Source organism: Butyrivibrio sp. AE3004 (assembly GCF_000703165.1).
Lineage (GTDB): Bacteria > Bacillota > Clostridia > Lachnospirales > Lachnospiraceae > Butyrivibrio.
This window is the reverse complement of sequence record NZ_JNLQ01000002.1, coordinates 975,552-1,000,681: the sequence shown is the minus strand read 5'-3', so window position 1 is coordinate 1,000,681 and position 25,130 is coordinate 975,552. Positions and strand designations below refer to the sequence as shown.

The 25,130-nt window shown below is 39.8% G+C and carries 23 protein-coding genes; 5 read left to right on the top strand and 18 right to left on the bottom strand.

Translation table 11 applies throughout. From position 1 onward, the window contains the following. Window positions 1–172 precede the first annotated feature (172 nt). Complete coding sequence (locus BV60_RS21800; protein ID WP_051656578.1) at window positions 173–937, top strand: helix-turn-helix domain-containing protein; 765 nt, start codon at window positions 173–175, stop codon at window positions 935–937. 132 nt (window positions 938–1,069) lie between these two features. Here BV60_RS21800 and BV60_RS0107565 read toward each other — a convergent pair whose 3' ends face one another. The 5 genes from BV60_RS0107565 to BV60_RS0107540 all read right to left on the bottom strand — a co-directional run bounded on the left by BV60_RS0107565 (window position 1,070) and on the right by BV60_RS0107540 (window position 5,597). Then, window positions 1,070–1,843: a CPBP family intramembrane glutamic endopeptidase gene (locus BV60_RS0107565; RefSeq protein ID WP_029320623.1), complete on the bottom strand. Its 774-nt coding sequence runs from the start codon at window positions 1,841–1,843 to the stop codon at window positions 1,070–1,072. A 182-nt stretch (window positions 1,844–2,025) separates the two neighbouring features. Beyond that, window positions 2,026–2,460, bottom strand: coding sequence for a helix-turn-helix domain-containing protein (locus BV60_RS0107560; RefSeq protein WP_029320621.1), 435 nt, complete (start codon window positions 2,458–2,460; stop codon window positions 2,026–2,028). Then, the gene (locus tag BV60_RS0107555; RefSeq protein WP_029320619.1) at window positions 2,457–3,533 is read right to left on the bottom strand and encodes an acyltransferase family protein; all 1,077 of its coding nucleotides are present in this window, start codon (window positions 3,531–3,533) and stop codon (window positions 2,457–2,459) included. Before BV60_RS0107555 ends, BV60_RS0107560 begins: the two co-directional genes overlap by 4 nt. 259 nt (window positions 3,534–3,792) lie before the next feature. After that, entirely contained in the window at window positions 3,793–5,157 is a 1,365-nt protein-coding gene (gene rlmD / locus BV60_RS0107545) for a 23S rRNA (uracil(1939)-C(5))-methyltransferase RlmD (protein ID WP_081846617.1), read from the bottom strand. Between the two features lie 116 nt (window positions 5,158–5,273). Further along, window positions 5,274–5,597 carry a hypothetical protein gene (locus BV60_RS0107540; RefSeq protein ID WP_029320616.1) on the bottom strand — a complete coding sequence of 108 codons (324 nt, stop codon included), beginning with the start codon at window positions 5,595–5,597 and terminating at the stop codon, window positions 5,274–5,276. A gap of 253 nt (window positions 5,598–5,850) precedes the next feature. On the opposite strand from BV60_RS0107540, the gene BV60_RS0107535 reads away from it, so the two are divergent. Continuing rightward, window positions 5,851–6,645: a hypothetical protein gene (locus BV60_RS0107535; protein ID WP_029320615.1), complete on the top strand. Its 795-nt coding sequence runs from the start codon at window positions 5,851–5,853 to the stop codon at window positions 6,643–6,645. 90 nt (window positions 6,646–6,735) lie between these two features. Here BV60_RS0107535 and BV60_RS0107530 read toward each other — a convergent pair whose 3' ends face one another. Continuing rightward, window positions 6,736–8,025 carry a glycoside hydrolase family 3 N-terminal domain-containing protein gene (locus tag BV60_RS0107530; protein WP_051656577.1) on the bottom strand — a complete coding sequence of 430 codons (1,290 nt, stop codon included), beginning with the start codon at window positions 8,023–8,025 and terminating at the stop codon, window positions 6,736–6,738. A gap of 777 nt (window positions 8,026–8,802) precedes the next feature. Continuing rightward, a complete protein-coding gene (gene glyA / locus BV60_RS0107525; RefSeq protein WP_029320612.1) occupies window positions 8,803–10,041 on the bottom strand; it encodes a serine hydroxymethyltransferase in 1,239 nt (412 codons plus the stop codon). A 180-nt stretch (window positions 10,042–10,221) separates the two neighbouring features. On the opposite strand from glyA, the gene BV60_RS0107520 reads away from it, so the two are divergent. Together BV60_RS0107520 and BV60_RS0107515 are read left to right on the top strand one after the other, a co-directional pair. Then, window positions 10,222–11,220, top strand: coding sequence for a diacylglycerol/lipid kinase family protein (locus tag BV60_RS0107520; RefSeq protein WP_029320610.1), 999 nt, complete (start codon window positions 10,222–10,224; stop codon window positions 11,218–11,220). Window positions 11,221–11,349: 129 nt separating this feature from the next. Beyond that, window positions 11,350–12,066, top strand: a complete 717-nt coding sequence (locus tag BV60_RS0107515; RefSeq protein WP_197029538.1) for a phosphatase PAP2 family protein — start codon at window positions 11,350–11,352, stop codon at window positions 12,064–12,066. Window positions 12,067–12,117: 51 nt separating this feature from the next. Here the strand turns inward: BV60_RS0107515 and BV60_RS0107510 are convergent, their stop codons facing one another. The 3 genes from BV60_RS0107510 to holA form a co-directional block, all read right to left on the bottom strand. Beyond that, a complete protein-coding gene (locus tag BV60_RS0107510; protein ID WP_029320607.1) occupies window positions 12,118–13,143 on the bottom strand; it encodes a glycosyltransferase family 2 protein in 1,026 nt (341 codons plus the stop codon). 29 nt (window positions 13,144–13,172) lie between these two features. Next, the gene (locus BV60_RS21795; RefSeq protein WP_051656576.1) at window positions 13,173–13,865 is read right to left on the bottom strand and encodes a DUF1653 domain-containing protein; all 693 of its coding nucleotides are present in this window, start codon (window positions 13,863–13,865) and stop codon (window positions 13,173–13,175) included. 134 nt (window positions 13,866–13,999) lie between these two features. After that, on the bottom strand, window positions 14,000–15,016 hold the full coding sequence (holA, locus tag BV60_RS0107495) for a DNA polymerase III subunit delta (RefSeq protein WP_051656575.1): 1,017 nt from the start codon (window positions 15,014–15,016) through the stop codon (window positions 14,000–14,002). Window positions 15,017–15,122: 106 nt separating this feature from the next. On the opposite strand from holA, the gene BV60_RS0107490 reads away from it, so the two are divergent. Then, the gene (locus BV60_RS0107490; protein ID WP_029320604.1) at window positions 15,123–15,527 is read left to right on the top strand and encodes an amino acid-binding protein; all 405 of its coding nucleotides are present in this window, start codon (window positions 15,123–15,125) and stop codon (window positions 15,525–15,527) included. Window positions 15,528–15,640: 113 nt separating this feature from the next. Here BV60_RS0107490 and BV60_RS0107485 read toward each other — a convergent pair whose 3' ends face one another. The 8 genes from BV60_RS0107485 to BV60_RS0107445 form a co-directional block, all read right to left on the bottom strand. After that, a complete protein-coding gene (locus tag BV60_RS0107485) occupies window positions 15,641–15,925 on the bottom strand; it encodes a hypothetical protein (RefSeq protein ID WP_029320602.1) in 285 nt (94 codons plus the stop codon). A gap of 151 nt (window positions 15,926–16,076) precedes the next feature. Then, a complete protein-coding gene (locus BV60_RS0107480) occupies window positions 16,077–18,290 on the bottom strand; it encodes a DNA internalization-related competence protein ComEC/Rec2 (protein ID WP_029320600.1) in 2,214 nt (737 codons plus the stop codon). 30 nt (window positions 18,291–18,320) lie between these two features. After that, the gene (locus BV60_RS0107475; protein WP_029320598.1) at window positions 18,321–19,259 is read right to left on the bottom strand and encodes a GerMN domain-containing protein; all 939 of its coding nucleotides are present in this window, start codon (window positions 19,257–19,259) and stop codon (window positions 18,321–18,323) included. A 7-nt stretch (window positions 19,260–19,266) separates the two neighbouring features. Further along, window positions 19,267–20,739: a sensor histidine kinase gene (locus BV60_RS0107470; RefSeq protein WP_029320596.1), complete on the bottom strand. Its 1,473-nt coding sequence runs from the start codon at window positions 20,737–20,739 to the stop codon at window positions 19,267–19,269. Between the two features lie 14 nt (window positions 20,740–20,753). Beyond that, on the bottom strand, window positions 20,754–21,434 hold the full coding sequence (locus tag BV60_RS0107465) for a response regulator transcription factor (protein WP_029320594.1): 681 nt from the start codon (window positions 21,432–21,434) through the stop codon (window positions 20,754–20,756). 22 nt (window positions 21,435–21,456) lie between these two features. Continuing rightward, window positions 21,457–22,224, bottom strand: a complete 768-nt coding sequence (locus BV60_RS21790) for a helix-hairpin-helix domain-containing protein (protein WP_051656574.1) — start codon at window positions 22,222–22,224, stop codon at window positions 21,457–21,459. A 157-nt stretch (window positions 22,225–22,381) separates the two neighbouring features. Then, window positions 22,382–23,914 carry an extracellular solute-binding protein gene (locus BV60_RS0107450; protein ID WP_051656573.1) on the bottom strand — a complete coding sequence of 511 codons (1,533 nt, stop codon included), beginning with the start codon at window positions 23,912–23,914 and terminating at the stop codon, window positions 22,382–22,384. Window positions 23,915–23,934: 20 nt separating this feature from the next. After that, complete coding sequence (locus tag BV60_RS0107445) at window positions 23,935–25,122, bottom strand: aspartate aminotransferase family protein (RefSeq protein ID WP_330376223.1); 1,188 nt, start codon at window positions 25,120–25,122, stop codon at window positions 23,935–23,937. Window positions 25,123–25,130: the final 8 nt, after the last annotated feature.

The window sequence follows — 25,130 nt, the reverse complement described above, 5'->3', positions numbered from 1 at the left end:
AAAAGGGAAAATATTATTAAAACTTTGTTTATTCTAAATCTTGTATCTCTACGATTAGTAGAGCACAATGTAGCGCCAGGGTATAGTCACTTTCCTAAGCGTAGGGTTACAATAATAATGTATCCGACTTACGCTATAGTTGTAACCGATAACCTGTGGATAGGAGGCTTTTATGCTTGATCAGACAAAAACGGGAATGTTCATATGCGATCTGCGAAAGGAAAAGGGGCTTACACAAAAACAACTGGCTGATGAAATTGGCGTTAGTGATAAGACTATTTCAAAATGGGAAAACGGTCACGGAATGCCGGACACCTCAATCATGCCCGATTTGTGCAGAGTTCTGGAGATAAATATCAACGAGCTCTTATCCGGCGAGCACCTGACCACAGAGAATTATAACGGAAAGGCGGAAGACAATATGGTAAAGCTAATTAAGAACAGTGAAGATGAAAAAAAGAAGGAACAAGGCAGAGTCATCGGCACCATTATAGGGCTTTTTCTTTTAGTACTGTTTCTGTATATCATAATCCTGGTATCATCAGGTGGTTCAAATCAGGTGTTGTGGTTTCTTGACGCACCATCTTTAGTGGCAGTACTTGGTTTTCAACTTATAGGGCTTGCAGCATCAGGGCAGTTCTACAATTTCTTCAGAGGCATCAAAATTACTTTTGCCCCTAAATCAGTTCCTTCGGAAGAACTTCCGGCATTGGCACAGAGATTAGAATACGCTGTCGGTTTTGGAATAAGACTCACTATTCTTGCAGGAGCAATCTCCAGTCTCATTGGTTTTGTTCTTACTATGCAGAATCTCTCCTCCCCCGAAACCATCGGTCCGACTATGGCAGTATGCGTATTAACGCTGTTTTACGCTTGTCTTATAGCACTTTTTATGTACGTGATCAAAGGACGTCTGCACAGAATAAGCGAGAGCTGATCAAGATACTATCCCATATAGAATCCATGTAATCAGCTTTAGGAACAGACTCAAACACATCCTCGATTGGCTGTCCACACAAGCATTTTCCTCTTTTACCGATTATAGTAAAATGGGCTGCCAGATCCTTATTTAAGTACTGCTGTAATATTCCATCTCATCGCACTTATGGCCTTTACAGAAATATACAATCACTATTGCCACTGCTACAATAAGTGCCTTGCATGCATATGACACATAAACGTTCCCTTCCGTAAATAACTGCGAGCATACATTTATCAAAGAATGAGTCATTACGCATAACCACAGATTCTTCGTCTTTGTGAACAGTGCAGACAGGATAAAGCAATTTGTAATAAGACCTATCAAAAACGGCAAGGCATCAATATCCGAAATTGTTCCCTCTATGAAAAAATACAGGAAATGCCATATGCCCCATGCCACAAACGTAAGTGTTGTCGCTAATACATAATTGATCCGTTCCTGCAATACAGGTTGAAATAAATATCTCCAGCCTATTTCTTCGATACCGCCAAATGCAATATGCTTGAAAAACATGATTATCGGCAGATACCAGGCACTCACCACAATGCTTCCACCAAATACAAAAGGTAAGAAATCCAGAAAAATAAAGAACACCATCAAAAGATAATTCTTATAGCTCTGTTTTATCCTAAAGAAATCTGATAAAACCGTCTTTATCGTTGATTTACGATACCTGATTGAGATTATGGTTCCCCATAAAGCAGACGATATGCCGCCAACAGTGATAGCAGCCAATCCGATTGGGGAAGTGTAATTTACAGTCAATCCACTACGTCGAAGTAAATAAACTGCAATGCAAACTATTACTATTTGTCCCAGTGTTCCCAGCATATATAGGAACAGTGCTTTTAATCTTTTCATATAATACTTTTTACCTAATATACTTGCGAACTTTGAAACCAAGCTTCTCTTAATATAATCGATGCATTTCTCCTAGCTGACTGTGCCTTATAAGCATGCTCATATCTGTAGTATAAGAAGATTATACTATGCCTGCCCTGGTGTAAAATACCACCAGGTATTTAGTTGACGTCCATTTTTCTTCATGAATCCATACTTTCTTTTGCACTGTTGATAAGCCCCAGAAGTCCCGCCTCCTTAATGAGAGCTATTCCATGGAATTCATCTCCGAGGACGATAAGATTGTCGCCTGTTTTAATATCAAAGATTTTTCTAGCCTTGGAAGGAATGACAATCTGCCCCTTATCTCCCACTTTAACCATTCCAAAGATATGTTTTCCTTTAGGCGGTATAGCATATCCCAGGTTGTCAGAATCATTCTTTTCATATGAGATAAGGTCGTCCATGGTTACACCAAAGAGGTCTGCCAGCCTCTTACATCTCTCTATATCCGGCAGTGACTCTCCGGTTTCATATTTAGAAAGCGTCTGTCTGGATACTCCTATCTTTTCTGCAATATCCTCCTGTGACAGGTTATTAAGCTTTCTTAATTCCATAAGGTTATCTGCAAAACTCATTCTTTCTTCTCCTTTTTTATACCCAGAACACACAACCTTATGAAAGGTATACGGCTCATGATTTCATACAGAATGTAGGAGCCTGCAAATGCTGCTATTGCAACCAGCAGATATACGATGATGGGCGCAAGGGACGGACATAAAGTATGCAGATACCATCCGCTGACCGCTATCATCAGATAATGGAAAACATATAGGCCCCATGACTTTTTACACATCCATTTTGCGAAAGCATTCGTGGAATTGCCCCATTTTTTCATGAAGGCAAGTATACCGAGAGTTCCAAACCATGCGTATACATTGCACATGATTGTATCCAGAACTACGTGCTCCGGATATGGCTGACCTTTATATAAAATCACGAAGGCTACGCAGGATGCGAGGGCAAGGATGCTTAATAGCAGCCAGTTTTTGCCAAGTCGATCCATCACTTCGTCATGAGACAGTACAAAGTATCCTATCAAAAATCCCAGTCCGTAGATACCGAATCTGTATACCACTATTATCGGTGTGTTAAGTATCTGCGCTGCTCCGTATACGGGTATGACAAGAAGTATAACTATCAGAAGATTGGCCTTGCCACAGATATTATAGAATCTGTCTTTTTCAATTCTTCTGATCAGTACCAGTATCAGGCTAAAGAGCCAGAGCATCTGTATGTACCACAGAGGGCCTGAGCCGCTGACTGCCATTATCAGAAAAAGGATTGGCATTGGTACATTGTTCATGGAACTAAATGCTCCGGATATCAGCATATTGTAGTATCCAAGAACCCAGCCGAAAACCAGAAGACCGACTGTTGATGGCACAAGATATTTTCTCGTCCTTACTCTGATAAATTCCTTCTCTGTCCGTTTAACCAGTTCATATCTGGCTGACATGCCGGATACCACAAACAGAAGTAACATGAACCACGGATATACAATGTACTGGTATGTATCCTGGGGCTGATGTTCACTGAAAGGTCCGATGATTCCATACTGTGTCACGCCGTTGAATATGTAAATTACATGATAGATTACAACCAGCACCACTGTTATCCAGCGAATATTATCCAAGTATGTCTTTCTCATATTTATACCACCTTTGCCAATTATTTTAACATTTTTCTTAATCATAAAAAAGTAAGCTCCGCCTGTCTACCAAGCAAAGCTTACATGTATTGCTATCTTTTGTTAAATTTGGTTGCAACCGCCTTCATGACCTTGGATTTCCTTGGCTGACGCAGTATCGAATCCGTAAAGCTGTGCTGCTTTGATTAAAAGATCATTTTTCATCATATGACTAACATAATCCTTTATATCTACTTTTACATTAACATGGTGCTTTGCTTCATGAAGTTTTGACAATAAGCACTACAGTTTCACAGGAACGTGTATACGGAAACATGTCAACAGGTATAATTCGCTTAGCCCTGTATCCGTTTTTTGTAATATACTCAAGGTCTCTCGCAAGTGAATCAGGACTGCAGGAAATATAAACAATTCTATCAGGATTAAGCTTGAACATGGAGTCCATGAAAATTTCGGTAGAGCCTGATCTTGGCGGATCCATGAACACTACATCCACGTGCTCACCTGCTTCAGCCATCTGCACCATAAATCTGCTCGCATCATTTTCATAGATATCTATATTCTTTATTTCGTTCATTTTTGCATTTATTCTTGCATCACGAACTGCATCTTTATTAAGCTCAACACCGATAACCTCAGCAGCATGAGGGCTTGCGATAATACCAATCGTTCCCACGCCGCAATAACAGTCAAGGACAGTTTCTTTTCCTGTAAGCCCCGCAAGTTCAACTGCCTTGGAATAGAGTTTCTCTGTCTGTACAGGGTTAACCTGGTAGAAGGACTTGGGAGAAATCTTGAACTTCATTCCGCATACTGTGTCATAGATAAATCCCGGACCGTAAACAGCCTTCTCCTTATCTCCGAGTATCATGCTGGTATGCTTATCATTGACATTTATTACAATAGTTGTTATTTCGGGATGTTCCTTTAAAAGTGCCTTAACAAAATTATTCTTGGATGGAAGGATTGGTGATGTAAGTACCAATACCACCATGATTTCTCCGGTGTTATGTCCAACTCTTATGAGAACATGTCTGAAAAGTCCATAGCCATTGTCCTCATCATAGGTCTTTATCTTAAAGGATTTAAGCAGGTTGCGTATAGAAGCTATGATCGCATCAGCCTTTTCGTTCTCAAGATAACATGCATCGACGGGCACAACATCATGTGTGCCCTCCTTGTAAATTCCGGATAAAGGATTGCCCTTTCTGTCATGCGTAAACACTGCGTGTACTTTACATCTGTAGTGATCAGGATGTTCCATCTCAATAAAAGGCTCAACCTTACCGAATGCACCAAGAAGCTCTTCTTCCCTCTTGTGCTTTCTCTTGATCTGTTCCCTGTAGGGAACATCAATCATCTGACAGCCACCACATTTTTTTGATACAGGACATTTTCCCGGAACCGTTTTGGAAGAATTTTTTATTTCGGAAGCAGTCTTCTTTCCTGCATATGATTTTTTATCAGCAGTTTTTCCCTGTCCTTCATATGTTTTCTTCCCGGGAGCAGTCCGTTTTCCGGCATATGTTTTTTTGTCTGCAGTAGTTTTATTTCTTACAGACTTATTTCTACCTGTATCTGTTTTTTTTATGTTTGCACTGTTCTGAGTGTTTTCTTTTCTCATTTCTATCATTCCTTATCTATAATCGTACCTGAGTGCTTTCAGCTTTTGCACATTTCTTTAGTCTCAAAAACCTCCGGCACTACCGGAGGTCTTAATCACTTATCCAAATGTTTCTGTTACTTTTTCTTTGGTTTTCCTTTATTTGTTTTACTTCTGTTGCCTTTTCTGTCGAAGTCTCTTACCTTAACATCCTCAAGACCGGAAACCAGTTCTCTGGCACGTTCAATGTCAGCCTTGTTGATTCGAACAGTGCATAATATCTTATCTCTGTCGCCACCAAAAATACGCTGCAGTAAGCTCTTCTCCTGCCAGTCAATATAATAAGAGATCCGGTTCTGTAAGAAACGATCTTCTAATATCTTCTTGCTCTCTTTGCTGTAAACCTTGCAAAAGGAAACTTCATTATTAAATACCTGATCAGTTTGAATTATTGATGACATAAACCTATCTAAAGCCTCTTTCTGAAAATAAATATTCAACTCATTTTACAATAACGTTGTTATATTTGTAAACCAATTATATTGTGGATTTCGAAAAAACGAGCATTTTTACACATTCTTCATTTTATTAATCATCTTTTCATTTGAACATTTGCAATCTGCGGTGTAAAAATAAATTAGAGGTATTATACACACAGCACGGAAGCTGGTTGTTCCCGGGAAGTATTTCCCGCAGATCAAAGGAGTGATTTATATGGGAATAAATGTAAATATGGATTATTCCGCTTTATTCAGTAGTCTGCCCGGAGGAAGCTCCTCTAATAACATGATGAATAACCTTTCGTCCATGCTATCCGATTACTCATCTATAAAGAACGGAAGCTATGGAAAACTGGTTTCAGCATACTATAAAAAAATCGGAAACGAAGGTCAGGACTCTGCTAAAGAAACAGAGAAATCATCAAGAAGCACAAACACGGACACTCAGAAATCAAATGCTGCTGAAAAAAAGCAGTATTCAGCAATTTCTTCTAATGCCAAAAATGTTGCTTCAGATATCGAAAGACTCACCAAAACCGGTGACAATTCCGTATATGGCAAGTCATGGCAAACAGTAACAGATGAAAATGGCGAGGAATCAAAGGTTTATGATTACGATCAATCAAGGATTTCAAACGCTGTTTCAAGCTTTGTGAAAAGTTACAACACCCTGGTTGATTCGGCAGCAGGTGTTTCCGATGTCACTACAAGTACCAGAGCCGATTATTTGTCAAAGATAACAAAATCCTACAAGGATGAGCTTTCCTCTATCGGAATTACCGTTAAAGATAACGGAAAATTATCGGTTGATAAAGATGCTTTAAAGGCCGCAGGTGCAGAGTCCATTCAAAATGTGTTTACTCAAAAAGCCGGTTTTGGATATAAAGTATCCCAGGCCGCAACAAGTCTTGAAACCTCTGCTTCACGTGCTGCATCAAGCTCCTCAACCTATTCGAAATCGGGATTTATGAATTCAGACTTTTCATCAATAATGGATTCTTTCATTTGATGAAAAGTAACCGTTCGCCGAAAGGCGTACTTAAAAATAGCCGCCGCACTCAGTCTTTGTACTGATGCGGCGGCAGTTTTATTTTTGAAATTATTCACCTGCTATTTCTTCAACTTTGTCAGCATATTTTACTCTGTATATTCTCCGAAGTGATTCGTTTATTCTGTCCTCGGAAATAACTCCGTTCTGAACTGCTGCAAGAACTCCCTGATAGCTTTCAGCAAAGTTTTCCGGTAGGAATATCATATCCGCACCGGCCTGCAGTGCTGCAACAGCAGCATCAGCAGAAGAATATCTGTCTGCAACATCAGAAAGTGAATCGGTAATTATTATTCCGTCATAGCCAAGCTGTCCTCTTAAAACGTCCTGTATAACGGTGGAGCTAAGGCATGATGGTGTATCATCTCCTGTAATTCCGGTTGAAGGAGCGGTACATACCATGATCATACTTGCACCGGCATCAATTCCTGCTCTGAAAGGAGCAAGCGCATCAGCCATCCCCTCTAAGGAATTACCGCTGTTTACTGTTTCAGGGAAAAACTGAAGACACGCAGAAACTCCAAATGTCTGAAGTCCCTCAACAGTTTTTCCAACCATTGCTGATACAAGCTTTGGATCTGTTCCGAAAGAATTACCGGAATCCGACAGATTGGCATTTACACCAAGGTTCATGTTAAAGCCATAGGCATTGAGATAATCAGCTACTTTTGATGCAGTATTGTATGCTTCATCAGCATTGCCGGATGCTCCAAGCTCTGAGGGTGATGCGACCGGATCAAGAGAAAGCGCATTAGCTACAATACTTTTTTCTCCTCCAACCTCAACAGTAGACATAAACAAAGGATATTTGCTCATAGATACGGTAGTACTGAGCATATCTTTAATCTGGCCGGCATCCTTTATGTTTTTGGATACATACAGAAGGCCACCTACCGCATAGCTATTGAGTGCTTCCTGAGTTCCGGTTCCGGCCTTGACTACAGCGTCTGAACCGGTAAGCTGTTCAGGTGATACCATGAACAATCCCGCTACCCTATCCTCCAAAGGCATCTCGGAAATACAAGTATCAACTATATTATCGAGCATGGAATCACTGTTTAATACTTCGGTGTCAGTTACACTTTCGTCAGGTGATTCAACAGCTGCAGGCAGGGCATTTACTTCCTTTGCCTCCGCAACAGTCTCCTCAACCTCGGCATTATATGCTTTCACAGCTCCAATAATCTTATTTACAGAAAAAAATGCGCCGGAAGCAACTGATACTCCTAATATACCTGTTATAGCATATGCTGTTATCTGTGCTCTAATCCTGCGCTGTCTTCTTAACTCTCTGCGAACATCTCTTTCAGAACCGCCATTATTATTCATTTTATCTTCCATATTTCCTCCCCAATGGAAAATTCCCCTAAAAACTTAATTAAAGTATATCATACACATGATACAAGTTCTACCATAAGAAAAAGATTTTACCACAAAATATTGTGGTAATGTCACAACTTAATTTTTAAGAACACAGGTCAGGATTACAACTTTTTTACATAACATAGAAAAGCATAAGGGCGAATGCATTTCCGTTTATACATTCGCCCTTACGCATAATCAAATTGTGATTCGTTGTCCAATGGACTTACCTCCAATTTCTCAACTCTGCCCTTTCCATTAACCTTTGCACTCGTATGCTGTGACGGCTAGTTCGACGACTATGCATTCGCCACTATGTCATGTACTAAAGCTCGTTGTGTTGGATATTCACTATTGTTTGAGGTGTTACTTTAATTGTTCGGCGGACTATACCTTCCTTTCCGAAAAAACTAAAACTAAGATTTAGAGCTAAAACTTAAGTTCCCTTTGGACCGTACCTCCATTTCTTTCAGCCTCGATACTGAATACTTTGAAAGAAGTTCTCTCTTTCTCTTATCTTTAAACGTAGTATACATAGGTTTTTATTAATTGTCAATACATTTTTTAAATTATTTTTCTGTATTTAGATTATTGCGTTAATTAATTTTGGTTTTCTGATAAATTGTTTTAAATAGGTATAATTTATATACAATTCAAAATACCGTTTTTACTTCTCGATATTCAGAATAAAATTGCATAAAAAGTGCCCTTACTCTATAACTTGAGTAAGGGCAGCTGCGTACTACAATATATTGTTTAAATTAGCGGATATTTTGCAGTTAATTCTTTGATTATTGCTCTGGCTTCGTCGTTTTTCTCACCTTTGTTCTTAATAACTATGGAAATTGCTTCAGCAATTTTGTCCATATCATTTTCATCCATTCCGCGTGTTGTAACGGCAGGTGTACCAAGTCTGATTCCGCTTGTTACAAAAGGTGACTGCTTCTCGTTAGGAATTGTGTTCTTATTTGCTGTGATGTGTGCATCGTCAAGCCATGCTTCCACATCCTTACCTGTAAGATCAAAATTTGTGAGGTCGATCAGCATAAGGTGATTGTCGGTACCACCTGATACGATCTGAATTCCTCTGCTCATAAGTCCTTCGCTCAGTGCCTTTGCATTTTTTACAACCTGCTCAGCATAAGTCTTAAACTCAGGAGAAAGTGCTTCCTTGAAGCATACAGCCTTTGCTGCTACTACGTGTTCAAGAGGGCCTCCCTGAATTCCCGGGAAAACTGCCTTGTTAAACTTATATTTATCCTGTGCCTCCTGGTTCCAGAGAATAAGTCCGCCTCTGGGTCCTCTAAGTGTCTTATGTGTTGTTGTTGTAACAACGTCTGCATAAGGGAATGGGCTTGGATGAACGCCTGCTGCAACAAGTCCTGCAATGTGTGCAATGTCAACCATAAGAACAGCTCCGCAAATGTCTGCTGCCTCACGGAATTTTGCAAAATCAATTGTTCTGCAGTATGCTGATGCACCTGCAATGATAAGCTTAGGCTGATGTTCCTTGGCAAGTCTCTTAACTTCTTCGTAATCGATGAAGCCATTTTCATCAACACCGTAAGCAACTACATTGTAATATGTTCCTGAAATATTAGCCGGGCTTCCGTGTGAAAGATGTCCTCCCTGGCTGAGATTCATTCCAAGAATTGTATCGCCGGGCTTAAGAAGTGCAAACTGAACGGCAAGGTTAGCCTGCGCTCCGGAATGAGGCTGAACATTTGCATAGTCACAATGGAAAAGCTCTTTTGCTCTCTCTCTTGCAATGTTCTCAACCTTATCAACAACCTGACAACCACCGTAGTAGCGTTTTCCCGGTAATCCTTCTGCATATTTGTTGGTAAGTGGGCTGCCCATAGCTGCCATTACAGCCTTACTGGTCCAGTTTTCAGATGCGATCAATTCGATATGATCGTTCTGACGCTCCATTTCTTCAACAATCAGAGACGCAATGTCCGGATCAACATTTCTTACTTCATCCAATGAATACATACCTGCATTTCCTCCGCTTCGATAATTTGACGTTTTAATGTGTTAAAGCAATTTTGTGATGTATCATAGCATATATTAATTGGAGTGTCAAAAGATTGTTTAAAGTTACTGTTTATTTTCGCAATCATTATTTTTTGATATACTTTTATTGATATATTTTCAATAATCCGGAGTTATCATATGTTTTATTGTATTGTAAATCCCTCTGCCAGATCAGGGCATGGAAAAAACATCTATAATTTATTTGAAGAAAAGTGCAAAGCATTGGGTAAACCTTATAAGGTTATCTTTACAAAAGGGCCCGGACATGCCATGAATGTTGCAAAAAGGCTTACCGAAGAAAAAGCTGAGGATGATGCCTCTTCCAAAAACAGTCCGGAAGCCGATAGTCCTTTAAACATTGTCGTCATGGGCGGCGATGGTACGATAAATGAGGTCATTTCCGGCATCCAGAATTTTGATAAAGTTCGCCTTGCGGTCATTCCTCTAGGTTCCGGCAATGATTTTGTAAGAGATCTTGGTTTACCTAAGGATCCCGAGGTATTGATCGATCGGATCCTCAAAGATGAGGTTGTAAGAAAACTGGATATAGGTAATGTTCACTACGATCATATGACAAAAACCTTTTCAAGATTGCATGATGAACGTATTTCAGAGGACAGGCGCTTCGATGTCAGCGCAGGGATCGGATTTGATGCCGCAGTATGTGAAGAAGCACTTTCATCAAACACCAAAAACAAGCTTAACAGGATCGGACTCGGCAAGCTGACTTACGGTATTATTGCTATCAGGCAGATACTTCACGCTGATCAGCCTTCCTGCGATATTGAGACAGATGACGGCAAGCATATTCACATCGATCACCTCATCTTCGCTGCCGCTATGATACATGCATACGAGGGAGGCGGCTTTAAGTTTGCGCCGGATGCGGATTATCAGGATGGTTATTTCGACCTGATAGCAGGTGGTGACCTTACCAAAAAGCAGATATTCAAAACTCTGCCCCTTGCATATTTCGGAAAGCATTACGGACTTCCCGGAATCTATCATATAAGAGCAAAAAAAATCATGATAAAGACTTCCATTCCCATGTGGGTTCATACCGATGGCGAAGTTTTACTAAAATCAGATTCTATTACTTTAACCTGCCATCATAAAAAGCTCAGTCTTTTATCGTGAAAAATTACTAGAAATTTATACTTTTTTTATGATTTTTGTACAGTTTTTCATTTGATAAAAGATTTCCGCCGCTGTATAGTAGAAAGCGTAGTAGTTATGCGTTTTTAACGAAATAAGGTGAGAATTTTTATGGAAAAAAGAACATCAAAATGGTTTGACAAGCCTTGGACCAAAGAAAGACTCGAGGTCACCATCAGATGCCTTATACCGGTTATCATTTACGGTTTTGTTTACCTCACATGGTTCTTTCATTTGGAAAACACAAAGCAATTACATTATACAGAGATACATGCGGCTTTAGATGATAAGATTCCGTTCCTTGAAATTTTTATCATACCCTACCTTGGTTGGTTTGCGTATTGTGCATTCTTTTTCTTTCTGTTCCTGCTTATGTATGACCTGGAAGACTTTTTCAAGAATGCAGCATTTTTCTTTACAGGAATGACGTTGTTTTTGATAATATCATCCATCTGGCCTAACATTCAGTACATGAGGCCTGCTGTTATGCCAAGAGATAACATCTTTACCCAGATGATCACGCATCTGTATCACACTGATACGCCGACAAACCTTTGGCCCAGTATCCATGTGTATAATGCAATCGGTACACATCTGGCAGTGATGAATTCAAAGCGTTTTTCAAAATGGCTTAAGAACAGTTCACTTGTCTTCTGCATATTGATCATCCTTTCAACGATGTTCATTAAGCAGCACTCGGTAATCGATGTACTTGGCGGTATAATCTTTGCGACAACTACCAATCTTGTAGTTTACAAGAGCGAATTGGTTGTAAACGCTTATCATCGTTACATCGAAAAAGAAAAAGCAAAAAGAGCTATGCAATAAAAAATATGGCTATGTGCTTATAAGCACATAGCCATTTTTATTAGCAATTTTTTAATTAAAATTGTAAAGCTTCTGGGCAATCTTATAACCCGTGAGTGTAATCTTTCTTCCACCTTTACCAGGAAGGTAGACAAACACGCCTTCTATTCTGTATCTTAGCTTACAGTACAACAAAAGACTCTTGTTCTTTATGTACCTCATCAGCTCTTTTCTTCTTTCCAGGTTTTCTTTTGTTCCCGAAGCAATCATCAGTATTGTAGAAATTGCTGTTACTATCTCAAGGTAGTTGAACATATAATGATAGCGCTTTTTATTTGAGCGAATCATTCCAATGTTCTCAACATAGTAATCAACCATGATCTTGTTTACCCTTACCTGCTGATCAAGTCTTGAGATCATGATATTCTGGTTAACAGACTGGTCTTGTCTTCCTATGTAGTAGTAATAGAAGTTCACATCAAGATAATACATTGTCTTAACAAACGGAAGTGGATTGAAAACATATATATTATCCACGTAGAATGTATGCTCCGGAAGCTTTAAGCCGCAATCACGTAAAAGCTTTGTTCTGAAGATAACCGAATGCATCAGGAGGTAATGTCCTATACTGATCTTCTTTACATCATCCCATGTAAACAGTTCCTCAATAGGAAACATTCTGTTGTATCTCATAACCTTATGACGGTGCTCGCCCTCTTTGTTATATACAAAGTTGCTTATAAGGAGGTCAAGTCTCTCACTTCCGCCAACAAATTCCTCCAGGGTTGTCAGAATTTTTCTGTATGCTATTTCCTTAACCCAGTCATCACTGTCTACAACCTTAAAGTAGAGTCCTGTAGCATTCTCAAGACCTGCATTTACCGCAGAGCCATGTCCACCGTTCTTTTTATGAATTGCTTTACATATTGTAGGATATTTTTCCGCGTATTCATCAGCGATCATCCCGGTGTTATCCTTAGAACCATCGTCAACAATAAGTATTTCCACATCCTCTCCGCCAACAAGAAGAGAATCTATACATTTTCGCATATAGTCCTGCGAATTGTAACAGGGTATCGCTATACTAAGTAACTTCATCTTTTTTCATATCTCCTTCAAAAATCAAATTAACTGCGAAGTCTGGTAACCTCGAATCTCTGCTTTGTCAAAAGACACTCTCTGAGTTCACCGCATCTCAAATCGGGATCATCTCCCGGAATTTCGGTATCGATGGACATTGCCATAATATCTATCATATCATTAGTTACAATCGGTCTGATAAGATTCAATACTTCCAGCCTCTCTGAGGAACTTCCCGCATCAAGGAATCTGACAACAAGAGGATTCATTCCGAATTCTTCAGCCTCCTGCTCTATTGTACGATTCATATAATTAGGATTAAAATCATTCTCCTCTGTTTTTGCCGAATCGTTTTTCTTTATCGGTTCAGGCTTTATAACGTTGCTGTTTTTAGCCTCATCCTCTTTTGCTCTATCTGCTGTTTTCGGAGTATTATCTCTCTTCTCACCGATACCCAGTCCCTTCGGAATTTCAAAGTGACGTTTTGCCTCATCAGCTGCCTTTCCTTCATCAGGTACAAAAGGTTCAAACCTCATTCTCTGATCGGCATTTGGATACTTTGTCCTGTCTACCTCTGAAGTAAATTCCTTAAGTGGTCTGCAGTATACCGTATAGTCTCCGTACAGAGCCTGATACACAACCTGCTCCTCACCGGTATCAGCATCCCTTGCTATGGTTATGACCTGATATTTTCCACCTTTAAAATGTCTGTATAATTCCTGTGGTTTTGGTCTTAGCAAAATAAAAACCCTCCTCTATAAACTCATGTTTATATCTGACTACATGCTGTCGGATGTCCGTTTTTTATACTGCTACATACACAGAAGCCAATGCAGTCTATTAATATTACCATAAATCAGTTACGTATGGTACATTACCTCGAAGTAGATTTAACTATGATCATCTCAATACTTATAAACCTGTCGAGTCGTCCCGTCTTAACAGCTTCATCACTTGAAAGGCACATATCGATAGCATCCTTTAAGTCATTCATAGAATAGCTCCTCGACCAGCCAAGCAGCTTTTCTGCAACAAATGGATGTACTCCTACTTTTGATGCCACATCCTTTTTATTCATGCCCAGCTCTGCCATCTCTTTTGTCTGAAGAAGCTGGTTAAACTGCCTAAGTACGAGCGCAAGTATCTGTTCAGGTGCAGTTTTCAGTGCCAGGAGCTCATAGTAGATTTTCATGGCTTTAGCCTGGTCCTTTAAAACTATGGCATCAGTCATTTCAAAAATCCTGCTGGTCAGCCAGTTTGCACATACCGCATCTATATCTTTTTCAGTTATTTCATTTCGTTCGTAGCAATAGCTTACAAGCTTGTCCATCTCATGTACCATGTTGGACATATCTGTACCCACTCTGTTTATCAGATATGCTATTGCCCTTACGGAAATTGCTTTCCCCTCGTTCTTAAATCTGCCGGCAATCCATTTGTAAAGCATCTGCTCATCGGGTGTTTCGCAATTTATATCAAGTCCAACCTTGGATACGGCCTTATACATATCCTTTCGCTTATCCACTTCGGACTCCACGAACAAAAAGGCTGTTGTCCCGGATGGATTTTTCAGATAGTCAGCAAGTTCAGGGCAACCGTTTTTAAAAAAACCGCTATCCTCAATTACAATAACTCTCCTGTCGGCAAAAAAAGGAAGCGTCTCCGCCATATCAATTATCTCACCGGGATTAAGGTTATTACCTTCATATACCTGCATGTTCATGGCATCACCTATGCCAAGCAGAGCTTTTTTTAATTTGTCCCTGTTCTGCTTTCTAAGATATACCTCTTCTCCGTAAATCAGATAACACGGTCTGAAATTACCTGTCTGTATGTCTTCATTTATTTGCCTTTGCTTAGCCGGATAATCCGTAGTTTTTTTAGCAGCCATATTATCCCCTTGCTCCATAATCACAATATGTTGTATTATAACATAAATAGGCTCGAAATATGTGCTTTTTGAATCAGGCCTAAGTCATTTTGTGGGAGGAGTCAGTATGTTAAAACAGGTATCTATTTACGCTGAAAACAAAAAGGGGTGTTTTCAGAACATCACAGGAATTCTCAGAAAAAATGATATTAATATACTCGGATCTGTAACCAACGATTCTGCCGAATACGGTATTATCAGAATGGTTGTTTCCGATCCCGAAAGGTGTATTGATGTTTTGAGATCCGAGGGATATATTTGCAAAACCACTCATGTCCTTGGTATTGAATGTCCGGACGCAGTAGGTGCGCTTGATAATATCCTCAAATCATTATATGAAAGCAATATCAACGTCAACTATATTTATCTGTCATTTAACCGTGAATCGGGACTTCCTATCATGGTTATGCATACAGACGATGTATATGCTGTTGAGAACATACTCGTAAACAAGGGTTACAAATCAATTTAACTCTTTATGCGATATCTTTAATTTGTAATATCATTAGAATAGCTAAATATTCATAGAAAAAACGCAGACTCCCCAGTCTGCGTTTTTTGATAAATATTTATAAAATTCATACCTTACTTAACCTCTGCTCCGTGGCTAGCAGCTACAAGTCCGACTGCAAATGTCAATGAAATTGCTATCTCAATCCCCAGGATAAACTTATCTGACTGTGCCCTTTTCTCCCCAAGCACATCAGAATATTCATTGTCATTGCCACCATCCGCATTCTCTGCATTCCCTCCCTCGGAGGTCAAAACTGTCTGTACTTCTGTCCCCGAAGCATGCACAGAACCGGAGGAGCCCCAAGCTCCCAGCAGTAACACGAAGAGTAATATCGTTCCTGCGATAAATTTTTTCATTACTCACCTCGGTTTCTAACCCCTTCTCCTTAAATGATTATATAGGAGGGTCCGCGGTTTGTGTTTACAAAAGATGCATAATATAATTCAAAACTCGTACTTGACATTGCTCTCAATTAATGTATTTATACTAATCTTCGCAATTCAAAAATTAATCTATGAATGTTTTTATTTTTATGTCATTTTCGCCTACAGAGGCCGTTATAGCCCCTTTTTCCGCAGTTATATAGATTTTTGCGCCTATCTTTTCCAGTCTTTCTATGACTTCCTTATGCGGATGATTATATCTGTTATTAATTCCGCAGCTTATAAGCGCAACCTTTGGCTTTATAAGTTTAAGAAACTCTTCATCTGTTGTATATCTGCTTCCATGATGAGCCACCTTCAAAAGTGTAAGATTTTCGAATTCCTTTCTGTTTTCCTTGATATAGTTTCTAAGCTCTTCCTGGCCTTCGCCATCCACATCTCCCGTAAAAAGCCCACTGAATCCGCCCTTTTTAATATATAAAACCGTGGAGTATGCATTGGGCTTATCTGTAAGCATATTCTTCCTTGGTCCCAGACAATAAATCTCAATATCTCTGTTCCATAACATATCATCTCTACCTATATAGGATACGCTAATATCGTTTTCAACCGCTTTTTTTACAAGCTCACGGTAGCCGCTTCCCTTTGCGCTTTCATCAATTTCAGGCAAAACAAGATTCGCAATCTGCACACTTCCTCTGCTTTTTTTCATTTCATCAATAAGCTCAATTATTCCGCTTATATGATCCTCGTCCTCATGGGTCATTATTACCGCATCAAGCTTGCCGATTCCGTTGTAAGACAGAAATGGAATAATCTGATATTTGGCTAATTTCTTCTTTGATGTACTTCCGCCGTCAATAAGGTAATTAGCTGTTTTAGTTTCAATAACTATCCCGTCTCCCTGACCAACATCAAGCGTAGTTATCCGAAGATTTGGTCTTATTCTTACACACAAAACCAATAAACCGATAGCCAAAAACGCATACCTTACTCTTATGATCTGTCTTATTTTTTCTTCCTTCGCTCCTCTTGCTTTCAGGAAAAGTTGCACTTCTCTGCTTTTAAGTACAACAAACACTGTAAGAAAAAGCATATATACAAGGACCTGCCATATCTTTGCATGTCCCGCATACCATGTATTTCCCGGTAGTAAATTCCCTGCATCACAGCAAACGATAAACCATCTGATAATCAGATGACAACCAATGCCTAAGACAGAACCTAAGGGGATAAAAAAAGCGCCCATAAAGACACATAGAATTCCAAGAAGCAACAAAACAGACATAAGCGGAAGTATAAATACGTTAAGTACGACCGAGTAAATGGGAAAGGTATAATAGAAACTCATGTTTATGGGAAGTGTAACCAGCATTATGGAAAGACTGGCAGATATTATTTTCAGCCTGCCCTCTCTTACCACTTCGGGCATCGCAGGTAAAACATACCCTATTGCAATAACTGCTCCAAAGGACATCAAAAATCCACTGTGCATAATATACAAAGGCTGCGAACACAGTAACATGATACCTGATAATGCAAGTGCTGACAGCATATCATAAGTCCTGCCTATAATATCCGCACCAAGATGCACCATAAACATGATGATCGCTCTGAAAGCTGATGTGCTCATCCCGCACATTACTCCGTAAATATACATAACAATTATCGCCGGTACTGCAGCAGGAGCAATCCCGCTCCCTGCCTTTCTCAATAGTTTGTATAACGTCATTCCGATAATTGATATATGAAGTCCCGATACTGCCATGATGTGGATTATCCCATTTCTCTTAAAAGAATCCTTTATATCCTCATCCAATCCGTTTTTGTCCCCGAGAAGGACCGCCTTCATAACACCGGCATCTTCACAGCTTAAGGTACTGTCCAAAATACCTTCAAAATACATTTTTGCATCGAACAGTTTTTCCAAAAGATAGTCCTCTTTTCCTCCAATACCGAGAACTTCCGTATCTGTCAGACTATATTTAATTTTTAAAATTCTGTAATAATTATAGCTGTCAAACTCTCCGGGATTCCTGCTCCCGGAAAAATTCCTTACTTTCCCCCTGACCTTTACAGTGCATCCCAAAGGAAGCTTATACTCTGCATTATCCATGTAGAGCATAACCTTTCTGCCATCATCACCCGTTATGTAAACGATAAGCCTCTTTTCTCCTGAAACAGAACTTATCTTTTCTTCTTTTCCGCTTATGGTTCCGATTGTTGTGATCACTGCCCGATCATTGGGCAAAGAAACTTCTTCTGCAGGCAAAATCTGCAAAAGAAGAAAGACAGCCGCTGCAATTAATCCCCCTATAATGCTTAGCGGTCGTTTCATATATATTTAGATACCTTATAATGTAGCTGCTTATTGTCTTACTATATCAAGATTCCTCTCAAATACGGTACCGAGTGAAATCTTCTCCATAAAATTAACGTCAGATGAACCGTTTACAGACATCTGAACCTTATTGACATCAGCAGTCTCACAAATTGTATTAACAAGAGAATAGAGTGCAATCTTAGGATCGACATTACCGGTTCTGGTATTGATAGCAGAATCAAAGTCGACGTAGCACACACCGTCTCGTACAGACACAGAGTTAATCTTTGCCTGTGAGTTTAATGTAGGACATGCCAGATCAGTATTGGGTCCGTTTAACACCTGCTCAATAACAAGTCTTTGCATAAGGATATTACTGTTATATACAACAGTCCTATATACCGGAATCAGTTCCTGCCCATCCTCATCCGCAAAATAAAGAACAAGTTCAGCCTTCTCGTATGCATTTATCTCATTTCCGGCATTGTAAACAAAGTTGTCTGCAGACATATTACCAATCATGTTACCATTTCCATCAAGAAGCGGTGCTCCCTCAACAGTAAAAGTCACATACTCTACCCCCGGGATCTGGGTCAGGGTTCTGACCATGGCTGCCCTGTCGAGTATTTCGGTAGTCTTGTTTGCAGATGTATATGTACCAGCGAAATCCAGCGTAAGAATTCCTCCGTTCAAAGTATAAGAAAGAAGATTAACCGGTCCGTAAATCGGAGCTTCATATTCAAGCTTTTCAGGCATGGTTTTCATCTGAGTAAGAAGCTCATCTATTACCTGCGATGTATTTTCCAAATCTGAAGTAACTGAATAGTTCTGGAAAATTATTCCCGTCTCTTCCGAATTCAGATAATACACCTTTATGTTGTTTGCTTCATCAGCCTCATCCTTGCTTGTGCAACCGGCCATACAGCCAAAAACGAGCATAAAGCACATTATTAAATTTGTGATCTTACCGAATGTAATTCTCATAGCTTTATCATTCCAATGACTGCATATAAATAAGAGGAATGCGAACCGTGAATGTGGTTCCTACATTTTCCTCACTCTTAACTTCAATTGTTCCTCTGTGCATCAGGATAGCATTATGCGTAATTGCAAGGCCAAGGCCCGTACCGCCAATCTCTCTTGATCTTGATTTATCTACTCTGTAAAATCTTTCGTAAATCTTATCCAGGCTATCCTCCGGAATTCCGATTCCGGAATCACTTACCTCACAAGTAAAATATTGGTGATCCGCATCAAGCTTTACTTTTACAAAGCCATCGTCCTTATTGTACTTTACAGCATTTTCAACAAGATTCATGAGGGCCAGCGACAGCTTTACCTCATCTATCTCTGCCGTAATTTCTCTTGTAGTCTCCAGTGTCAGTTCTATGTTATGCTTCCTTGCTATAGGTCTGACTCTCTTTAAAATAATCTCCATCATCTGTACTACATCGACAGATGTAATATTAAGCGGAGTTGCCTTCTTGTCCATTCTTACAAGTTCGAGAAGGTCATTGATAATCTGATTCTCTCTGTCTACTTCAGCAGCAATGTCCGCCATGAAATCCCTGTATACTTCATTTGGTACATCCTCCTGCATAATAAGAGAGTCTGCAAGTACCTTCATTGAAGTGATAGGAGTTTTAAGCTCATGCGACACGTTGGATACAAATTCCTGCCTTGAAGTATCAAGGGCATTCATCTTGACAAGCAACTGATTAAACGCCTGTATAATATGCTCAGTCTCATAATAATCAGATGCAGGAATAGGATCATTTGTAAAGCCCGCTTTTACATCATTGATCGCGGAAGTAATCCTGTCGAAAGGCTTAAGAAGTCTTCCCGACATATACCATGCCAGTACCAGCAGGATTATAATAGCTATAACTTCGATGGTTATCGCCCTTCTTGAAAGAACATCCATGGTTGTTGCAATATAATCCGTTGAAACACTTATTAAAAGGACACCTCTTACAACATCCTGTGTAGTACTTTCCGCAGCCCTGTCTCCGCTTTCGTAAGTCAGAGTTTCTATGATCGGCGCCGTCATTTCAATATAATGATTATTCTTATCATAAACGGCTGTAGAACCCGAAACTCCGCTTTTTAAGCATTTGACCACTTCCTCTGAAATGATAGTCTTGCCTTCACTTATTCCATAGGTATCCTTACGAATGGTAAGGTTACTGTCAATGACCATAACTCTTCCGTCATACAAATTTGCAAGAAGATCAAGCTCAGCATTAATAACATCTGAAGTTGTATCTGAAAAATAACTGTAATTTATAAGATGATTTGCCAGGATCATGAGCTGTGTAGAGACTTCCGATTCTCTCACATTAACAGCACGATCCTCATAGCTTTCAAGAACTGCTAAATGAATCACGAGGCATGAAACAAGCCCCGTGATAAACACAATTAAAAATATTCTGAATCTAAGACTTTTGAATGGATTATAAATCATAAGAGCTCCGCAAATCAGGCCTGGAAGTAATAACCTGAACCCCATTTTGTTCTGACATATCTTGGTTCACTTGGGTTATTCTCAAGCTTCTCCCTAAGTCTTCTTACATGTACATCAACAGTTCTCTCATCGCCGGGGAAATCCTCGCCCCAAACAGCATGCAAGAGCTCGATTCTGTTATATACTTTTCCGGGAGTGTGAACCAAATACTCCAGCACATCAAACTCTCTGCTTGTGAGATTTACTTCTCTCTCTCCGACGTATACTCTTCTGTATTCCTCATTTATCGTCAGATCACCGAAAGTGAGCACTTTTTCCTGGATCTCAGGTTTATTGGTTCTCCTCATGATAGCCTTGATGCGTGCCTTTACCTCAAGAATATTGAAAGGCTTTGTTATATAATCATCAGCACCGTATTCAAGTCCGAGAATTTTATCCATGTCATCGCCTTTAGCCGTAAGCATAACTATCGGGACATTTGAAAACTCTCTTATCTGCTGACAAACTTCAAATCCGTCCATTTTAGGAAGCATAACATCGAGCAGAATCATGTCATAGGTATTAGCATGTGCATAGTTCAAAGCCTCTTCACCGTCAAAGGCACTGTCAACTTTCATTCCGTCCTGTTCAAGGCTGTATCGTATTCCTTTTACAATTGTTTTTTCGTCATCAACAACTAATACCCTTTTTGCCATTTCATCCACTCCATTTTCATTATCAAACTGTTATATGATCTTTTATCTTTGAAAAAAACTTATCCTTAATTCCCGAAACTCTCTTAATGTCTTCGATTGTTCCAAATCTTCCGTTTTCTTCCCGATAGGCTATTATATTCTTCGCCCGACTGGGTCCAATACCGGGGATACTACACAATTCATCCTCCCCTGCTGTATTGATATTCACTTTACTGCTCTTACTATCTTCAGAAGCTTTGTCATTTGGAACCATTCCGGAAATACCGGCATCACCGGTTGTCGAAGAAGCCTGTATTCCACTCTCTTCTTCAGGTAATAATGCACTTTCTTCAAGAGTCGGTATTTTTACTTTTACTCCATCCTCAAGGACAAGTGCCTGATTAACATAATTACTGTCAGCTTCCTCTAAAAGGCCGCCTGCTGCCCTGATTGCATCAACTACTCTGCTCCCTGCGGGAAGCTCATATACCCCCTCACATAAAACAGCACCGCATACATGAACCATGATATTCTCAGGAATCACTGGTTGATCTTCCTGTTTTTGTTCGTTCTGTTCATACGGTGAATCAGTTTTCGAAGTATTTTCTTCTGTCGTAGCAGCATCATTACTTCCGGCATCCACATTTTCCGTTCCGGTTTCAAAACTGTTTACATCTGCCGCGCCGCTTTCGGTCAGAACACAGGCCGGTTCGGTAAGCACAACGTCAGTGCTTTTTTTGTTACAACCGGAAACCATTATGCTTCCGACTAAAATTAAAAATATAAAGCTGTTTGTAATATTTTTCTGCATGTTTCCTCCATTACAAAATGGAGGCCCCACCACGCATGGACCTTTATCTGTCCAAGTATCATAATAACGGAAAAGATTTTTTAACGCAAGATGGCTGTAATATTTTCGTAACAATTACAAAAAACTCAGCCAAACAGATAATTCTTTTGTTGAATTTTTATTCTTCCTGACCTTCAGTAATTACTACGGTAGCATCCGGAAGCCTGTCTTCCTCTACTGCCGTGCCGTTTATCTGAAGCTTTACATTCTCTGACAAAGTTTTTAACGTATCGTTAACACCCGCCCCATCCCAAATGTTAGCAAAAGCAATCTCAAGCTGAACCCAGAAGTTACTGGTAGCCATAAGTTTTGGCATAGGTACAGAGTTTGCGTAAACACTTACAAATGAATTCAAAGAATCATTATTATAAGGAACGCCGTCATGTGAGAGGAGCTTGCCACTCATGGAATAGCAGGCATCGGTAGTCTCACTGCAAAGAAATGCAGCAAAATCATTTGCCTTTTCCTGATGCTCCGAATAGCCGTTGACAACAAGGCAATTTGTTACAGACATTGTTCTGGTTGTGTACTTTTCATTAAGAGCAGGCATAGTGGTAACACCATACTCAAAGTTACAATTCCCTTCTGCCTTAGCAGCTTCTATCTTAGCAACAGCATCAGAGGTAGCAACAGTAAATACAGTTTTCCCATCAATGAAGTCCTGTAAAACCTTATCATAGTTAACCGCATTCTCATCAATAGCAAAGAACTGATTGAGCTGCTGATAAAAGCTCATGCAGTTAATAGTATTCTCATTATAAACGTCTATTTTACTTATATCGTCACCTGATTCACCACCAAGATCAAGGTAACTGCCCACAAAGAAATAATTATAAAAGATATCGGTAACATCCCACTGAAATACAGCTTCAACAGAGTCAGGAGCATTATAGTTATCAGCGAAAAGAAGAATGTCTTCTATTGTTTTAGGAAGCATATTCTGAACTTCCTGCTCAACCTGTTCAGGAGATAATGTACTTTCTTCGGCTACACCCTCTGCTTCATCAGTCTCTTCACCGCCCGCATCAGCACCTGCGGCATCTGAATTAATATCCTCACCGACTATCTCTCCGGCATCTGCCGCAGCCTGAGCAGCCTCTCCCTCAGCAGCATCAATGGCAGCCTGGGCTCTTGCTCTTGCCTCATCCTCAAGATATGTTCTGTTATAAAGAAGAGAACTTGTTTCAAAATAATAGGGATATGCTATATATTTTCCCTTATATGTGATCGCATTCTTAGCAGAGGCACTATAGCTTAGTGCCTCATCATCAAAAATCTCAGGATTCTTTATTTCTTTTGCAAGTCCTGCAAGATATGCCTTTTCAAGCCCATCATGAGTCATTATGAAAACATCGGGATAATTATCGCCCTCTATTGATGCCTTATTTATAGCTTCAAGATACTCAAGGCCCGACACACACTGTGTCTCCACTCTTGTTTTTTTACTTTTTTCATTGTATTCAACTACCTTGGCAGTAAGATAGTCCGTAAGAGCATCATCAGTATACCATAATCTTATTGTCGTTTTATCGTTTGAGCCCCAAATAGGGCGCTCCTCATGAAGTTTTACGCCCGCTTTAGAATAATATAAAGCTGCCAAAAGCAGCGCTATTGTAAGAACTGCTCCCAGCAGCCTGAATCTTATCTTCATTGTTTACCTCGCCAGGTGATCTAAATGCAAGGCTCCAGGATACTGATCATCTCATCAACGTCCTCTTTGGTAATGATGAGCGGAGGAATAAAACGTATTACATTTGCACCGGCATTGATAAGAATAAGTCCATGCTCCAGTGCAGCATTAATTGTTTCTGCCACAGGATGGTCAAATTCAAGTCCCTGCAACAGGCCGCTTCCACGACGACAGGTTATACAATCATGACGTTTTTTCAACTCTTCAAGTTGTTCCTCGAGATATTCCGAAACCTCTCTCACGTTATCTATTATATGTTTCGTCTCGAATAAATCAAGGACTTTGTTAATTGCTGCAGCTGCCAGAGGATTACCTCCGTAGGTGGTTCCATGGTCTCCTGCAACAAGTGAATTTGCACCTACTTTTTCAGTCATAAGGAATGCTCCGACAGGAACGCCGCAGCCAAGAGCCTTAGCTGTTGTCATGATATCAGGTTTAACTCCAAACTTCTGCCATGCATACATGTAGCCGGTTCTTCCCATTCCACACTGAATCTCGTCAAGAATAAGCAGAATATCCTTTTCGTCACAGAGCTGTCTTACATTCTTAAGGAATTCTTCAGTGGCAGGATAAATACCACCCTCTCCCTGAACAGTCTCCATTATTATAGCGCAGGTCTTGTCTGTAACCTGACTTTTTACACTTTCAAAATCATTAAAATCCGCAAAGCGAATATTGCCTATCATAGGCTCAAAAGCTTCTCTGTAGTGAGGATTTCCTGTAACGGATAATGCTCCGTAGGTTCTTCCGTGGAAGGAATGGTTCATCGCAATTATCTCATGATCCGTACTATTGTCCTTTAAAAAAGCATATTTTCTAGCAGCCTTGATAGCTCCTTCAACAGCCTCGGCCCCGCTGTTTGTAAAGAAAACACGGTCCATGCCCGATATTTTCTTAAGCTTGTGAGCTGCATTAATCGCGGGCATATTATAATAATAGTTCGAGGTGTGAATAATCTTATCAATCTGTGCTTTCAAAGCATCATTATATTCCGTATCTCCGTAGCCAAGAGCAAAAACACCTATTCCGGAAACAAAATCAAGATAGCTTTTGCCTTCCATATCATAGAGGTGCACTCCCTGTCCCTTATCAAGAACAACCTGGAAACGATTGTATGTATGGAGAAGATCCTTTTCGGCTTCTTCTATATATTCATTCATTATACTCATTATGTCTG

Coding starts and splice junctions, on each gene's coding strand:
- BV60_RS21800 (WP_051656578.1), top strand. CDS start 173: ATGCTTGATCAGACAAAAACGGGAATGTTCATATGCGATCTGCGAAAG.
- BV60_RS0107565 (WP_029320623.1), bottom strand. CDS start 1,843: ATGAAAAGATTAAAAGCACTGTTCCTATATATGCTGGGAACACTGGGA.
- BV60_RS0107560 (WP_029320621.1), bottom strand. CDS start 2,460: ATGAGTTTTGCAGATAACCTTATGGAATTAAGAAAGCTTAATAACCTG.
- BV60_RS0107555 (WP_029320619.1), bottom strand. CDS start 3,533: ATGAGAAAGACATACTTGGATAATATTCGCTGGATAACAGTGGTGCTG.
- rlmD (WP_081846617.1), bottom strand. CDS start 5,157: ATGAGAAAAGAAAACACTCAGAACAGTGCAAACATAAAAAAAACAGAT.
- BV60_RS0107540 (WP_029320616.1), bottom strand. CDS start 5,597: ATGTCATCAATAATTCAAACTGATCAGGTATTTAATAATGAAGTTTCC.
- BV60_RS0107535 (WP_029320615.1), top strand. CDS start 5,851: ATGGGAATAAATGTAAATATGGATTATTCCGCTTTATTCAGTAGTCTG.
- BV60_RS0107530 (WP_051656577.1), bottom strand. CDS start 8,025: ATGGAAGATAAAATGAATAATAATGGCGGTTCTGAAAGAGATGTTCGC.
- glyA (WP_029320612.1), bottom strand. CDS start 10,041: ATGTATTCATTGGATGAAGTAAGAAATGTTGATCCGGACATTGCGTCT.
- BV60_RS0107520 (WP_029320610.1), top strand. CDS start 10,222: ATGTTTTATTGTATTGTAAATCCCTCTGCCAGATCAGGGCATGGAAAA.
- BV60_RS0107515 (WP_197029538.1), top strand. CDS start 11,350: ATGGAAAAAAGAACATCAAAATGGTTTGACAAGCCTTGGACCAAAGAA.
- BV60_RS0107510 (WP_029320607.1), bottom strand. CDS start 13,143: ATGAAGTTACTTAGTATAGCGATACCCTGTTACAATTCGCAGGACTAT.
- holA (WP_051656575.1), bottom strand. CDS start 15,016: ATGGCTGCTAAAAAAACTACGGATTATCCGGCTAAGCAAAGGCAAATA.
- BV60_RS0107490 (WP_029320604.1), top strand. CDS start 15,123: ATGTTAAAACAGGTATCTATTTACGCTGAAAACAAAAAGGGGTGTTTT.
- BV60_RS0107485 (WP_029320602.1), bottom strand. CDS start 15,925: ATGAAAAAATTTATCGCAGGAACGATATTACTCTTCGTGTTACTGCTG.
- BV60_RS0107480 (WP_029320600.1), bottom strand. CDS start 18,290: ATGAAACGACCGCTAAGCATTATAGGGGGATTAATTGCAGCGGCTGTC.
- BV60_RS0107475 (WP_029320598.1), bottom strand. CDS start 19,259: ATGAGAATTACATTCGGTAAGATCACAAATTTAATAATGTGCTTTATG.
- BV60_RS0107470 (WP_029320596.1), bottom strand. CDS start 20,739: ATGATTTATAATCCATTCAAAAGTCTTAGATTCAGAATATTTTTAATT.
- BV60_RS0107465 (WP_029320594.1), bottom strand. CDS start 21,434: ATGGCAAAAAGGGTATTAGTTGTTGATGACGAAAAAACAATTGTAAAA.
- BV60_RS21790 (WP_051656574.1), bottom strand. CDS start 22,224: ATGCAGAAAAATATTACAAACAGCTTTATATTTTTAATTTTAGTCGGA.
- BV60_RS0107450 (WP_051656573.1), bottom strand. CDS start 23,914: ATGAAGATAAGATTCAGGCTGCTGGGAGCAGTTCTTACAATAGCGCTG.
- BV60_RS0107445 (WP_330376223.1), bottom strand. CDS start 25,122: ATGAGTATAATGAATGAATATATAGAAGAAGCCGAAAAGGATCTTCTC.